Genomic DNA, 14,572 nt, shown 5'->3' with positions numbered 1-14,572 from the left:
TTTTGATACGAAAAAGATGATTCTCGATACAAAATTCTTGCAGAATTTTACTCGAACCAATATCTTTTTCTTGTTGCAGACGCAGGGCATTTAACATAGTTAAAAAAAATGCACAAAAAAAGGGTGTCAAAAAAACACCCTTCCTATATTAATCTCTAGTTTAATTACTTTTATGGCGCAGGATTAGGATATTTTTTATGCACTGCATTAATATCTTTTAGCACTTCTTCCGAAAGGATCAAATCGATACTGCCTATATTTTCCTTTAATTGTGCAACAGATGTAGCCCCAATAATGTTGCTGGTTACAAAGCTTTGCTGATTAATAAAGGCTAAGGACATGTCGGTTAAACTTAATCCATGTTTTTGAGCTACCTCTCGATACGCACGGGTAGCCTCAAATGATTGTTCGTTATGGTAGCGGCTAAATTGAGGGTATTTGGTCACCCGTCCATTAGCAGGAGTTTCATCTAAATATTTACCCGTTAATTGTCCAAAACCGAGTGGCGAATAGGCTAAATAACCCACTTTTTCTCGATGGAGCACTTCGGTTAAGCCAATTTCGTCTTTACGGTTTAGTAAACTATAAGGGTTTTGTACGGTACTTATTTTTTTAGCGCCATTTCGGGCTTCTTCCACATAACGCATCAGTCCGTACGGTGATTCGTTAGATACACCAATATGTCTTATTTTTCCTTGTTTCACATAGCCTTCTAATCTGTGGAGCACTTCTTTAAAGTTATCCGACCAAGCTTCGTCCTCTTGATGTTTATAGTCTAAAATTCCAAAAAAATTGGTATTCCGTTCTGGCCAATGCAGTTGGTATAAATCAATATAATCGGTTTGTAATCGGGTTAATGATTTATGAATGGCATCATCCAACGAGGCTTTACTAAAATCAATGGTATTTCTAATCTCTTTAACAAAAGCCCGAGGTCCAACAATTTTACTTGCAACCACAACTTTATCTCTATTGTTATTCTTCTTTAACCAAGTCCCAATAATTCGTTCGGTATCTCCTTGTTTTTTTATATCAAAAGGAGTCGGATATAATTCGGCAGCATCAAAAAAATTGATGCCATTTTCGGTAGCAAAATCCATTTGTGCATGTCCCTCGGCTTCCGTGTTTTGAATACCCCATGTCATGGTTCCTAAACATAGTTTACTAACATTAATTTCTGTTCCAGGTAGGTTTGTGTACTTCATTTATCGAAATTTAATAGCATTATTTTTTCTAACCGAAAGTTACTTTTTTATTAGAACATAGCAATTGCTTTAAATTGAATAATCTTACAGGGGTTAAAATGGTTTATTGTTTTGAAATTGAGAATTTTAATAAGGAATTATTGATGTATTCGTAAAAAAATCAAAAAAGAATCCTAATGGAATATAAAGTGCTGCTTTTTAGTAAATTAGTTTAAAAAAATAATGGAACGATTAGTTGTAGCAGTTGTTATTCAAGTGGTTTTAATGCAGGGGATGCTTTCGCAGAAGGTGGGATCTGATCATAAAAGTTATGCCTGTGATATTGAAACAGGAGTTTGCAGCACTACAACAGTTTCAATACCGAACAAAACAAACAAAATAACTATGATTGAAAAAAAGAAAGCTAAACTAGTGTATTATTATGACGCTCTCTGTGGGTGGTGTTTTGGGTTTAGTCCTGTGATTGCCGCAGTTAAAGAAGCTTATAAAGATGATTTAAGCATTGAAGTTGTGAGCGGAGGTTTATTTTTAGGAAATAGGGCAGGTTATGTAAATGATGTGGCACCCCATATTAAATCGGGAGCTTATAAGAGTGTCGAGGCATTAACAGGAGCTAAATTTGGTGAAGCCTTTTTAAAAGACGTTTTTAGCGAAGGCAAAATGACTTTAGATTCCACTTGGGGATCCATTGCACTTTGTGTGGTAAAAGATAAACAACCCGAAAGTCAAGTCGCTTTTGCGAAGCTATTGCTTGATGCTATTTATGCCGATGGAATGGACACCATTGATATTGATGGTATTGCTAATTGTGCCACAAAAATTGGGTTTAATGCCGAAGCTTTTAAGGTATACATGAGTGATCCTATTTATAGAGAAATGGCAGAAAAGGAATTTCAAAATTACAAGCAAAATGGCATTAGAGGCATGCCATCATTAGTATTAGAAACTGAAGATGCTAAAGTGTTGTTGTCCAATGGATATATCAATTACAAGCAATTAGCAGAACGTTTGGATAATCATTTGAATTAAATAAATGTGAGTAACAACTATTGAAATTAATTATATGAAAAAAAGAATTGCATTAATACGAGGAATCAATGTAGGCGGAAAACGAAAAGTACACATGAAAGACTTAAAAGTCTTATTTGAAGACTTAGGTTTTACCGATGTAGTGACGTATATACAGAGTGGTAATGTGATTTTTAATTCAAATGCTGCATTGGATACTATCAAAACAGCTTCCAAAATTGAGCAAGCCATTTTAAAAGTCTATGGTTTTGAGGTTCCTGTAGTAGTTATTATTGCCAATGATATGCAACAGGCCGCAAAAGCAAATCCTTTTTTAAATGAGGAGACTGTGAGTGTCGATCAATTACATGTAACATTTTTACAAGGTATTCCGAATTCGGAACACCTTGTAAAAATAACATCATACCCCACAGGGGCTGATCAATTCATACTAAAGGATCAGGTAGTTTATCTTTGTTGTCAAGATAAATACCATAAATCGAAGTTGAGTAATACCTTTTTTGAAACCAAATTGAAAGTTTCAGCAACCACCCGAAACTGGAAAACGGTAGTAAAACTTGTTGAGCTAAGCTGTTAGTTCAACCACAATAGGGCAGTGGTCACTATGCTTAGCTTCGGGTAAAATTACCGCACGCGTTAGCTTCTCCCGTAAGGGTTCGGTAGCCATATTATAATCAATACGCCAACCTTTATTATTGCCTCTAGCATTGGCACGGTAACTCCACCAGCTGTATTGATGTGGTTCGTTGTTAAATTCACGAAAAGTATCCACAAAACCACTGGCTATAAATTTGCTTAACCATTCGCGCTCTTCGGGTAAAAAACCAGATACCTTTTTTAAACGTACGGGGTCATGAATATCAATAGGCTCATGGCAAATATTGTAATCCCCACAAACTATTAAATTAGGAATGCTTTTTCGTAATTCGGTTAAGTACTCCAAAATATCATCCATATACTTGAATTTATGCTCCAATCGTGCGCTGTTGGTGCCACTTGGTAAGTACATACTCATTACCGAAACACCATCAAAGTCAGCACGAATATTACGGCCTTCAAAATCCATATGTTCAATACCTGTTCCGTATTCGATATGATTGGGTTCGGTTTTGGATAAAATGGCTACTCCGCTATAGCCTTTTTTTTGGGCACTATACCAGTAGCAATACTTGTAGCCCGCATCATGAAAAATAGATAAATCCAATTGATCTTCCTGCGCTTTTATTTCTTGCAAACAAATTACGTCGGGATCGGCACTAGTAAGCCAGTCTATAAAGCCTTTTTTTAAGGCCGCGCGAATTCCGTTTACGTTATATGATATGATTTTCATTGTAAAATTTTAATATTAATTAAAAGATATCTAAATACCCCATAAATCTTCAAAAACTTTGAGATCATTTTCCTGACCGGATTTATAAATAATATCCCAATACAATTTACCCTCTATTTTTACAAAAACTTTGTAAAAGCTTCCAGATTTTAATTCTGAAAAATCCAAATCATTTTCACTTGTAAAACCATTCGGATTAAAATCTGCTACACTAAATGGATTTTCTTTTTCCTCATTAGTGGGAATCTCTTCAGCTGTTTCTTTTTCTTCTTTTCGGAGGTCTAATTTTAAAATAGCCTTATTTTCAACAGTATTTTCTGTAAACGAATTAGCGTTTAAAACTGAAGTATAATCTATAGTTTGATTTATTTTTTCTGCTCTTACTGGAACCACCCATAAATCTGTGGGTGTGCCACTTTGTAAAGTAATTACACTTTGAAATGGATTTGGGTAGATTAGTATTTTTGAACTAAAATTATTAGGATTTCCTAGCCTTATAGGTTCAGTTGTCTTACTTCCCCTTAAATACATTCCAGTAGCAACATCTATATTAGCTAAGGTTTCATTAGCTTCTTTATCATCACTATTGCATGATATAATTAAAAACATAGTTATTGTTATCAATACTATTTTCTTCATAATTTGTATTTGGTAATTAAACAAATAACAGACAACTCACCACACAAAACTGACAACTAATTCTCTTCGCCATTGGAATACTCTTCGTATTCTTCTGGATATAAAAAGTTATTGTATGGGAATCGCGTTACATGAATATCTCTCACCTCTTGATAGGTACGTTTTCTGAAACTCTCCATATTTTCCTTTTCCACCGCCGAAATAAACAAAGCTTTATCACCAATTTTACTCATCCAAGTCTGTTGCCAATCATCAAGAGTGTAGTGTGCCTTGGTAGGTTCGGTAGTTAAATCGTCGTCGTCAATGGTTTCGTGCGTGTAGGCGTCGATTTTATTAAACACCATAATAGTACGCTTGTCTTTACAATCAATTTCGTTTAAAATCGTGTTTACGGATTCAATGTGATCTTCAAACTGCGGATGCGAAATATCAACCACATGTAGTAAAAGATCGGCTTCTCTTACCTCATCAAGAGTACTTTTAAAACTTTCGACAAGTTGTGTGGGTAGTTTTCTAATAAATCCAACGGTATCACTTAGTAAAAAAGGTAAATTACCAATAACTACTTTACGTACCGTAGTATCCAAGGTTGCAAAAAGTTTATTTTCGGCAAACACCTTACTTTTTGAAATCACATTCATTAATGTCGATTTCCCCACGTTGGTATATCCGACTAAAGCTACACGTACCAATTTACCACGATTACCACGTTGGGTTGCCATTTGGCGGTCAATGGTTTTTAGTTTGTTTTTTAGTAAGGAAATCCGATCACGAACAATACGTCTATCCGTTTCAATTTCCGTTTCTCCAGGACCACGCATTCCAATTCCTCCTTTTTGACGCTCCAAGTGTGTCCACATACCCGCCAATCGAGGTAATAAATACTGGTATTGGGCCAGTTCCACTTGGGTACGTGCATAACTTGTTTGGGCGCGCTGCGCAAAAATATCCAAGATCAAATTGGTACGATCAATAATTTTTGCTTTTAAAATTTTTTCAATATTTTTTTGTTGCGAAGGGGTAAGCTCATCATCAAACACCACCGTTCCAATATCGTGCTGTTCCACATAAGCCTGTACTTCTTCCATTTTACCCGATCCAATAAAGGTTTTTGAATTAGGCATCTGCATTTTTTGGGTAAAACGTTTTACCACCTCACCGCCTGCAGTAAAGGTCAAAAACTCCAATTCATCTAAAAATTCTTTTAGCTTATCTTCGTTTTGATTTTGTGTAACAATTCCAATTAAAATGGCTTTTTCGTAAGCTATTTCAGTTTTTTCTAACATGCACTTTTAATTATTGTACAAAGATACAACAAAGCAGTGTCTTGTATTTTTGTATTTTGCACCCCTATAATTCAATTGTTGATATTTTAATACAACGTTTGCGACCTATTTCTGGAAAAGCAAACAATATACTATACATGAGATACCAAAACTATAAAACCAAAACAGATACCGATTTTTTTACGGTGGCTTTTTATAATATCGAAAATTTATTTGATACTAAAAATGATCTAAATACATTAGACGATGACTTTTTGCCAGAATCCGAAAAACAGTGGACCCCAAAACGCTACAAAAAGAAGGTGTTTAAAACAGGGACGGCTATTTCCAATATTGGCTTTGCGCAAACAGGAAAAGCACCCACAATTATAGGATTGGCCGAGGTTGAAAATTTACAAGTGGTACAGGATTTAACAAATTCAAAGCACTTAATAAATAAAGACTATGGAATAGTACATTTTGATTCACCAGATGAACGGGGTATTGATGTGGCGTTACTCTATCAAAAAAAATATTTTGAAGTTACGCATAAAGAGGCGGTGTCACTTTACGTAGAAGGTTATGAAGGAGAGGTGGATCATACCCGTGATATTTTATGGGTGAGTGGTTTCCTTAACGGAGAAAAAATTCACCTATTAGTTAATCATTGGCCCTCACGTAGAGATGGTGCGGATCTAACCGAATATAAGCGTGTTGCTGCTGCAGAAAGAAATCGAGAAATTATTGATAAAATTAAGGACGAAGAAGGTGACGAAGCTAAGATTATCATAATGGGTGATTTTAATGATGATCCTATTGATAATAGCGTAAAAAAGCACTTGGTACAAACCGATTTTTACAACCCAATGGAAAAATTATTAACCCGCTCAAGCGGAAGTTTGTCCTATAGAGGCGCATGGAATTTATTTGATCAAGTCATTTTTAGCAATAGTTTTCATAAGTATGAAGCTGGGAAGCACTCCTTTGCCAATGCCAAAATATTTGATGATGATTTTTTAAAAATTTATCGAGGTCGTTACAAAGGCACGCCATTTCGTACTTATGTAGGTCGACGTTACAAAGGGGGATATAGTGACCATTTTCCTGTATTTATTCAATTAAAATTGAATAAATAAGAACACGTCCTATAAAATAAACATTGAAGCAAGCTTACATTTTAGGAAGTATAATTAAGGAAAAAGCAATCGAGATCGATTGCTTTTTTTGTAAGTTTTAGTGCCTAATTCGGGGTAAATAACAAGTGGATTGAATACATCTGATAAGTTCTTTTATATTTGCACAAAAAACAACACAATGGCAAAAATACTAACGGGGGTACAGAGCACAGGAACTCCACATTTGGGAAATATTTTAGGAGCAATTTTACCTGCAATTCGCATGGCAAATGAGCCCGCAAATACTTCGTTTTTGTTTATTGCCGATATGCATTCGTTAACACAAATTAAGGAAGCTAAAATTTTAAAAGAAAACACACTAGCAACCGCAGCAGCTTGGTTGTCATGTGGACTAAACGTTGAAAACACGGTGTTTTATCGTCAGAGTGATATTCCACAAGTAACCGAGTTGAGTTGGTATTTAAGCTGTTATTTTCCATACCAAAGGCTAACATTGGCCCATTCTTTTAAAGATAAGGCAGATCGTTTAGCAGATGTTAATGCCGGCTTGTTTACTTACCCAATGTTAATGGCAGCGGATATATTATTATATGATGCGGATTTGGTGCCCGTAGGTAAGGATCAGTTACAACATTTGGAAATGACAAGGGATGTGGCTTCACGTATCCACGCGCAAGTTGGTAAGGAATTGTTTGTGTTACCCGAAGCTAAAACTCAGGAAAGTACCATGTATGTTCCCGGAACAGACGGGAGTAAAATGAGTAAGTCCAAAGGGAATATAATTAACATCTTTTTGCCAGATAAAAAATTGCGTAAGCAAATTATGGGTATTGCTACAGACAGTACTCCATTAGAGGAGCCAAAGGATCCGGATACTTGTAATGTATTTACTTTGTACAAATTGTTAGGTGCTCCCGAAGAAATTGAGGCATTACGCGCCAACTATTTGGCAGGAAATTTTGGATACGGACACGCTAAACAAGCTTTATATGAATGTGTTTTGAAGCGTTTTAAAACTGAGCGCGAAAAATTTAATCATTACATGGCTAATCCTCAAGAAATTGAAGAGGCGTTAAAAATTGGAGCCGAAAAAGCAGAAAAAGTTGCCTCAGTCACTTTAAAAAGAGTGCGGAAGCATATGGGATACTAGTTTTTGTATCTTAATCTTATATAACATCCAATGACAAATGCTACTATTATTCTAGTAAATTCATTTAAGAGTTGGTATTGTATATAAAAAGAGCTGTTCAAAAATAATTTTGTGAAACGTTTTATCACTAGAACCACCTTATGAAAAAACTAAACGTAACACGTTAAATTATATGTTAATTTGAACAGCTCATGCCTTTGATATTACAAATTATATTTTGCTATAAACCTTTGAAATACCATAAAAACGATTTTAATTATTCGTACTCATGGTATTTCAAAGGTGGTGTAGGTTTTTATAAACACATATGCTAATTAATATACTTCAAGTATACGGTTTAAAGGAAGCACATTTGCCGATTTAAGAATTACATACTTTTCTGTAACACCCCAAATGGTTGTGTGTATTTTTTTTAAACCCATATCATCTTGAAAAATGATTTTCATTTTTGTGTGGTCAATATTACCTAAAACTTGAGCTCTTTTTAACAAGATGTTTCGGTTTACTTGATCTTCTTTTTTTACTAACACATCATCCGTAGGGAAATGTAATTGTGCTACAGTTTCTTTTTCAATTTGTAATGCATTCATAATGGTAGGGTTTTATGATGTTGATAAATTTGGTATTGCTAATATACGAATTTTGTAGTGTTATAAGTGTAAAAATGCCATTTTAACACTTTTTAGCGTAAAATATTGCATTTTAACGATATTTTATTTTTAGTTTCCTACAAATAGACGCTATAGCGAATACTTGACTTTAAGTTGTTGAAAACTGTTTTTTTAATTTTCATAAAAATAAAAAAGACAATTTATTTTTATATTTTTAATAATGTTAGGGTTTAAATTATGTATTAATAACGAAAAAATGCTTAAAAAATTAGATATCGATGGAAGTTTGTTACGGCTTGAAGTAGTTAGCTTGGAACATCAACAAGAATTGACCGATGCTGTTAAGGATGGAAACCTTTGGGAATTGTGGTATACATCGGTTCCCAAGCCAGAAAATATGGAAGATTATATCAAAAAAGCCATTCAAGAATATAAAGACGGAGTATCGTTAACCTTTGTAGTAAGACATCAACTAAATCATAAAATAGTAGGAAGCACTCGTTATATGAATATAGAACTTAGTCATAAAAGACTTGAAATTGGTACAACATGGTATGCAAAATCATACCAGCGTACAGGAGTTAATACCGAATGTAAATATTTATTACTAACTCATGCTTTTGAGCAATTAGATTGCATTGCGGTTGAGTTTAGGACGCATATACATAATTTAGCATCGCGAAAAGCTATTGAAAACTTAGGGGCTAAGCAAGATGGGATTTTACGAAACCATAAAATTGACGCTACAGGTTGTTTAAGAGATACGGTGGTTTTTTCTATTATAAATGCCGAATGGCCAACGGTAAAAAAATCTTTGGAATTTAAAATGAAAAAGAAGTACCAATAAACCAACTTTGGGTCGCTTTAGGCGGTTACTATTCATAATTCGGGTTAAATTAGCACAAATTTTAACAAGCTCAATTTATACTACATTTTTAATGGCAAAAACAAAAACTACCTTTTACTGTCAAAGTTGTGGCGCGCAATATGCTAAATGGCAAGGTCAGTGTAACAGCTGTAAGTCATGGAATAGCATTGTAGAGGAAATTATTGAAAAACAGGAAAAAGTAGCTTGGAAGGAAGCCAGTAGTAATTCAAAAAAAAAGGTATCTAAACCATTAAAGGTTTCCGAAATTGATACGACTGCCGATATCCGTTTTAATACTGGTGATGGAGAATTTAATAGGGTATTAGGAGGTGGACTTGTGCCGGGCTCATTAACGCTTTTAGGAGGAGAGCCTGGTATTGGAAAAAGTACATTGTTGCTTCAAATAGCATTAAAATTGCCTTTTAAAACCTTATATGTTTCGGGTGAAGAAAGTCAAAAACAAATAAAAATGCGTGCCGAACGCATGCAATCGGATACAGATAATTGTTTTATTCTTACCGAAACCAAAACACAGCATATTTTTAAACAAATAGCAAAAACTGAACCTGATGTATTGGTTATTGATTCTATTCAAACACTGCATACCGATTATATTGAAAGTAGTCCTGGAAGTATTTCTCAAATAAGAGAATGTACAAGCGAGTTAATCAAGTTTGCAAAGGAAACTAATACGCCAGTTTTGCTAATTGGTCATATTACTAAGGATGGAACCATTGCAGGACCCAAAATATTGGAACATATGGTGGATACGGTATTGCAATTTGAAGGAGATCGTAATTTTGTATATCGTATTCTTAGGGCACATAAAAACCGTTTTGGCTCTACGGCCGAATTGGGAATTTACGAAATGCAATCGGCAGGTTTGCGGGAGGTAGCTAATCCAAGTGAGTTATTACTTTCAAAAAAAGAAGAAGCTTTAAGTGGTACTGCAATAGCATCAACCATAGAGGGGATGCGACCATTAATGATTGAAATTCAGGCATTAGTTAGTACAGCAGTATATGGAACGCCACAACGGAGTACTACAGGTTTTCCTGTCAAACGTTTAAATATGTTATTGGCAGTTTTGGAAAAACGAGCCGGATTTAGGTTGGGAGCAAAAGATGTTTTCTTAAATATAACTGGAGGGATTCATGTGGATGATCCTGCTATTGATCTAGCTGTGGTAGCTGCAATTTTATCTTCGAACGAAGATATTCCATTGGAAAAAGGCATATGCTTTGCTGCTGAGGTTGGTTTGGCTGGTGAAATTAGACCCGTAAGCCGAGTAGATCAACGTATACAGGAGGCCGAAAAATTAGGTTTTTCGCAAATACTCATTTCAAAATATTCTAAAACTAGTGTAACAAGTAAAGGAATTCAACAAATAAAAGTAGCCCGTATTGAGGATGTGGTGAGTTACTTGTTTGGATAATGCTTGTTGTGTGGTTTTTTGATTATGGCAGCTGATAAAAATGTGTTAATTAAATTAATTTTTAGTGAGTATAGCCTAGCAGAAAATATATAGAAAACAGTACTTGAACATAGTTTAGAACCAATAAAATATTATGAATTATCTTTGTATCAATAGTATACAACTGTTGGATACAATAAAAAATAGAATCATGGACTTACAGGCAAGAAAATATAACTTTATGGAGCAGCTTTTTGAAATAGAAAAGGAAAGTATATTGGAAGCTTTAGAGCTTACCTTGAAGAAAGAAAGAGAAGCCTCCCTAAAAATCTCTACAGCAGATAAAAAAGTACTCGATCAACGTTTAGAAAGCTATAAAAATAATCCTGATGATTTGTTAGATTGGAAAGATGTTGAAAATGAGTGGTAATGAGTTATAACGTTAAATTACTCTCTTTTGTTTATTCTGATTTGAAGGAGGCCAAAGAATGGTATTACAATAAAAATCAAAATTTAGCGAAAGACTTTAAAAAAGAGGTTAACAAAGAAATAGATTACATAAGTAAGCATCCGGAAAATTACCAAAAGAAATACAAGGAATTACGTCAGTCTCTAGTTCCTCGTTTTCCCTATGCTATATTTTATCAAGTGGAAGAATCTAAGAAGCAGATTATTCTATTTGCTGTCTTACATACTCGAAGAAACCCTGAAATAGCAAGAAATAGAATGAAGAAATAAAGAGTAGGCTGTCATCTCTTTATAATTTAATAAATTTGACTGCTAGGGCGTTAGTTTTCTAATAAATTATACGATTTACTGATAATGATTTCGTATAAATATGTTGAATTATTTTTTGCTAGTCTAAGGCAAAAAAATCAGCCATAGCCTTAGCTACGGTTGCTTTTTTTAACGCTAGAATAGTGAAAAAAGAAACAGCATATATGCGAAATTTTTGTTAGTAAATCGTATTATTCTTGGTTAGGGTGAATACTGTTTAAATTATAGAAAAAAGTGATACTAAATTTTTGATGTAAGATTACTTGAATAGGCAGGCCTTCTACCAATCAAAACCTTTAGCCCCCGATTTTTTTGCCGAACCTGCCGTTACACCAAATTCATCTAAGGCTTTTTTATAAGCTTTTTCAAAACGAAATTGGAGTACTCTTAATTTTTGAGTTCTCAATGTCCAATCGTATTCGTAGTATTCGGTATACATTTTTTTGTTGGTGTAGTGTTTTAATAACAATGCTTTTAAGGATTCTTTTTGCTCAAAGCTTAGTTTGTTAAAATTATACACTTTACCAGCTTCAACTAAATGATTGTAGGCATCTCTTTTTATCTGGGTTTGCAATTGATCCTTAAACATGGTATTAAATTGATTTAAGGTGATCAAATTTGCTAAATCCTCTTTAAATTGTCGATGTGCTTCTTCCTTACTTGTTACTTTATCATGAAAGTTAAGCACATAATTGGCATCGCCTTTTGCCCAAATACTGGGATACACAGCAATTTGATCATTGCGTTTGGCAACAATATGGAGTAGTTTTTGTATTTGTTCTTCCGTAAGGGCAGCCTTTTTTGCCATAGCTACCAAATGTTCCATTTTGGGATTCCCAGTTACGGGAATGGTTTTTTGTATTTCAAAGCTTTTTAATAAATCATTAAATCGTTTTAAGCTAGTAGCTTTTGCTGCGGTAGTTTTTGCATAGGCTACTTTTGGATCATAGGTATAATACGCCCAAGTCATCATTTCGTTTTTAGTGCTTAGTAAAAAGGTGTCTTTTACCAACTTTTGCTGTTTTTTAGTAAATATATACGTGGCTATAGCTTCCTCATATTTTGCTACGGCTTCTCGCTCTATACGATCTTTGAACTGAAAGCCAAATAAGCGTTCAAACTCGTGTATGTCTATGAGTTTAGCTAATTTTTTTCTAAAATTCAACAAGGCATCACCTTTCTCTTGATCTTCACTATTTAAATAAAGAATGGTTTCATTTTGATGTGCTTTTTGCTTCGCGTTAAGCGCCGCTACCTGCTCATTATATTCGGCATACAAGGTTTTAATTCCTTCAATTTGTGTGTCGCTTAAACCAATCTCAGCGGCTTTAGTGAGGGTTTTTTGTAATTTTTCGGCATCACTTGCTTGTCCATAACTTAGTAGGGAGCATATTAATACAGTTAGTAAGCTTAGAAAATAGTTAAAGGCCACAATTTTTATTTTTTATAATTTTTGAAGTAAATATAATTGGATCAGTGTGTATTAAGTCAAAAAAAAGTGATTTTTTTGTTACACCAACTTTTTTACTAGCATATGAGTTTTATTACACGCATACTTAGCATAGGAATTCTATTTTGTACAATTAATTTTAGCTCACTTTATGCGCAAAGTATTGCAAAGGCTTTGGAAATGGCCGCAGGAAACAAAATGGAACTCCAAAAGGTATTGGATCATTACAAAAATGCAGGCGATCCACAAAAATATGAAGCAGCTGTTTTTTTAATTAAACATATGCCTATTCATTATTCGCAAGCTTGCCGGTGGTATAATACATATGAAGAGGATACTAATTTTGAAGACATTGACTACCCAGATTTTGATACCGCTTTGGAAGCCTTTGGCAAATTAACCGATAGTATTAAAGTACATCCCAGACAAGTGATTACTAAAGATATTTACGTAATGAAAGCTGATTTTTTAATCCAAAATATTGATTTGGCTTTTAAAATGTGGCGTACTAATCCTTGGGCATCCAATTATGATTTTACTACTTTTTGCGAATATATTTTACCCTATCGCAGTTTAATTGAGCCTTTGCAAACTTGGAGAGCCGATTACAGCGATGCTTTTTTTGAAAAAGCCCGATTGGCAAAAAACAAAAAAGATCCCATGGAAGTCCTTGGCTTGCTTATGGACGAAATGAAGATCGATTTTAAATTCATTTTTAACCGAAAGGAGCCTATTATGGCGCTTGGTCCTAAACAATTAACATTGCGGAACCAAGGTACGTGTACCGACTATGCTAACTTGGCTATTTATGCTTCGCGCAGTGTAGGCTTACCTGTTACTTTTGATTACACACCACACCATGCCGCCTCATCCAACAGGCATTTTTGGAATAGTATTATTGATAGTACCGGGAATCATTTAGCTTTTGATGGCTATCATTATGCTACTAATATTGCCCCAACCCGAAAGCGTATTGGTAAAGTAATCAGAACTACGTATTCAATTCAAGAAGGAGCATTGGCAAATCAAATTCCCGAAAATGAAATTCCGCCAGGATTTATGCGCACTAAAAATTATATTGATGTTACTGCCGAATATGTTCCTGTAAGTACCGTAAATTATACGTTTAGCACAAAGACTGTGGCAAATCATGCTTATCTAAATGTGTTTAACAAGTTTAAATGGAAACCGACACAATGGAGCCGTTTGGATAAAAATGGAAACGCCAGTTTTACCAATATGGGACGAAATATTGTATACCTGCCTAGTATTTTTAAAGACAATGTTTTTATACTAGAGCGTTTTCCTATTTTGAATAATGCTGATGGTACCACGACACTACTCGCACCTAATTTTAAAGATACTTTTGACTGTACCTTGACTCGAGATAATGAAATTGTAAATAATAACGAGGATTACAATCCTTTTTTTATTGAAGATGAAAAGCATTACCAATTACGCTATTGGGATGGCGAATGGAAGCCGCTGGGCGATTTTGTTTCTAGTGTAAATAATCGCGTGAATTTTAAAAACGTACCTAAAAATGCCCTGTTTATGATGGTTGCCCAAGAAGAAATTGACGGTTTTGAACGTGTTTTTACCATTGATCCCAAAACACACAGCATTACTTGGTATTAATTTTAACGGATGTATTTTCAAAATGCAAGTTCGAGTGATTTTTGTAATGAAATGAAAAAA

The 14,572-nt window shown here is 34.4% G+C and carries 15 protein-coding genes; 9 read left to right on the top strand and 6 right to left on the bottom strand.

The annotated features are described in order from the left end of the window. Window positions 1-170: 170 nt before the first annotated feature. Window positions 171-1,205, bottom strand: a complete 1,035-nt coding sequence (locus KQA_RS0205775) for an aldo/keto reductase (protein ID WP_010179007.1) — start codon at window positions 1,203-1,205, stop codon at window positions 171-173. Between the two features lie 222 nt (window positions 1,206-1,427). Between KQA_RS0205775 and KQA_RS0205770 the strand changes: the two genes are divergently transcribed. Together KQA_RS0205770 and KQA_RS0205765 are read left to right on the top strand one after the other, a co-directional pair. Next, window positions 1,428-2,234: a DsbA family protein gene (locus tag KQA_RS0205770; RefSeq protein ID WP_010179006.1), complete on the top strand. Its 807-nt coding sequence runs from the start codon at window positions 1,428-1,430 to the stop codon at window positions 2,232-2,234. A gap of 34 nt (window positions 2,235-2,268) precedes the next feature. Further along, on the top strand, window positions 2,269-2,811 hold the full coding sequence (locus KQA_RS0205765) for a DUF1697 domain-containing protein (RefSeq protein WP_010179005.1): 543 nt from the start codon (window positions 2,269-2,271) through the stop codon (window positions 2,809-2,811). Here the strand turns inward: KQA_RS0205765 and KQA_RS0205760 are convergent. Genes KQA_RS0205760 through hflX form a run of 3 tightly spaced genes read right to left on the bottom strand, consistent with a single transcriptional unit; the run spans window position 2,800 to window position 5,489 of the window. Continuing rightward, entirely contained in the window at window positions 2,800-3,564 is a 765-nt protein-coding gene (locus KQA_RS0205760) for an exodeoxyribonuclease III (protein WP_010179004.1), read from the bottom strand. The genes KQA_RS0205765 and KQA_RS0205760 overlap by 12 nt on opposite strands. Before the next feature lie 30 nt (window positions 3,565-3,594). Continuing rightward, the gene (locus KQA_RS0205755; protein ID WP_157366601.1) at window positions 3,595-4,203 is read right to left on the bottom strand and encodes a hypothetical protein; all 609 of its coding nucleotides are present in this window, start codon (window positions 4,201-4,203) and stop codon (window positions 3,595-3,597) included. 56 nt (window positions 4,204-4,259) lie between these two features. Further along, window positions 4,260-5,489, bottom strand: a complete 1,230-nt coding sequence (gene hflX / locus KQA_RS0205750; RefSeq protein ID WP_010179002.1) for a GTPase HflX — start codon at window positions 5,487-5,489, stop codon at window positions 4,260-4,262. Between the two features lie 137 nt (window positions 5,490-5,626). On the opposite strand from hflX, the gene KQA_RS0205745 reads away from it, so the two are divergent. After that, window positions 5,627-6,604 (top strand): endonuclease/exonuclease/phosphatase family protein, encoded by a 978-nt coding sequence (locus tag KQA_RS0205745; RefSeq protein ID WP_029209475.1) that lies wholly within the window; start codon window positions 5,627-5,629, stop codon window positions 6,602-6,604. Between the two features lie 178 nt (window positions 6,605-6,782). Next, window positions 6,783-7,754, top strand: coding sequence for a tryptophan--tRNA ligase (trpS, locus tag KQA_RS0205740; protein ID WP_010179000.1), 972 nt, complete (start codon window positions 6,783-6,785; stop codon window positions 7,752-7,754). 314 nt (window positions 7,755-8,068) lie between these two features. On the opposite strand, the gene KQA_RS0205735 is transcribed toward trpS, so the two are convergent. Continuing rightward, window positions 8,069-8,344 (bottom strand): hypothetical protein, encoded by a 276-nt coding sequence (locus tag KQA_RS0205735; RefSeq protein ID WP_010178999.1) that lies wholly within the window; start codon window positions 8,342-8,344, stop codon window positions 8,069-8,071. Between the two features lie 277 nt (window positions 8,345-8,621). On the opposite strand from KQA_RS0205735, the gene KQA_RS0205730 reads away from it, so the two are divergent. The 4 genes from KQA_RS0205730 to KQA_RS0205715 all read left to right on the top strand — a co-directional run bounded on the left by KQA_RS0205730 (window position 8,622) and on the right by KQA_RS0205715 (window position 11,385). Beyond that, on the top strand, window positions 8,622-9,212 hold the full coding sequence (locus KQA_RS0205730; RefSeq protein WP_040396135.1) for a GNAT family N-acetyltransferase: 591 nt from the start codon (window positions 8,622-8,624) through the stop codon (window positions 9,210-9,212). Between the two features lie 91 nt (window positions 9,213-9,303). Next, entirely contained in the window at window positions 9,304-10,668 is a 1,365-nt protein-coding gene (gene radA, locus KQA_RS0205725; RefSeq protein ID WP_010178997.1) for a DNA repair protein RadA, read from the top strand. A 190-nt stretch (window positions 10,669-10,858) separates the two neighbouring features. After that, window positions 10,859-11,077 carry an addiction module protein gene (locus tag KQA_RS0205720; protein WP_010178996.1) on the top strand — a complete coding sequence of 73 codons (219 nt, stop codon included), beginning with the start codon at window positions 10,859-10,861 and terminating at the stop codon, window positions 11,075-11,077. Further along, window positions 11,077-11,385 carry a type II toxin-antitoxin system RelE/ParE family toxin gene (locus tag KQA_RS0205715; protein ID WP_010178995.1) on the top strand — a complete coding sequence of 103 codons (309 nt, stop codon included), beginning with the start codon at window positions 11,077-11,079 and terminating at the stop codon, window positions 11,383-11,385. The genes KQA_RS0205720 and KQA_RS0205715 overlap by 1 nt, the downstream gene beginning before the upstream one ends. A gap of 319 nt (window positions 11,386-11,704) precedes the next feature. On the opposite strand, the gene KQA_RS0205710 is transcribed toward KQA_RS0205715, so the two are convergent. Then, a complete protein-coding gene (locus KQA_RS0205710) occupies window positions 11,705-12,856 on the bottom strand; it encodes a hypothetical protein (RefSeq protein WP_010178994.1) in 1,152 nt (383 codons plus the stop codon). Window positions 12,857-12,958: 102 nt separating this feature from the next. On the opposite strand from KQA_RS0205710, the gene KQA_RS0205705 reads away from it, so the two are divergent. Further along, the gene (locus tag KQA_RS0205705; RefSeq protein WP_010178993.1) at window positions 12,959-14,512 is read left to right on the top strand and encodes a transglutaminase domain-containing protein; all 1,554 of its coding nucleotides are present in this window, start codon (window positions 12,959-12,961) and stop codon (window positions 14,510-14,512) included. The last annotated feature ends 60 nt before the right edge of the window (window positions 14,513-14,572 follow it).

The sequence above is a fragment of the Aquimarina agarilytica ZC1 genome, from assembly GCF_000255455.1.
Classification (GTDB): Bacteria; Bacteroidota; Bacteroidia; order Flavobacteriales; family Flavobacteriaceae; genus Aquimarina; species Aquimarina agarilytica.
This window is presented reverse-complemented; position numbering and strand designations above follow the sequence as displayed.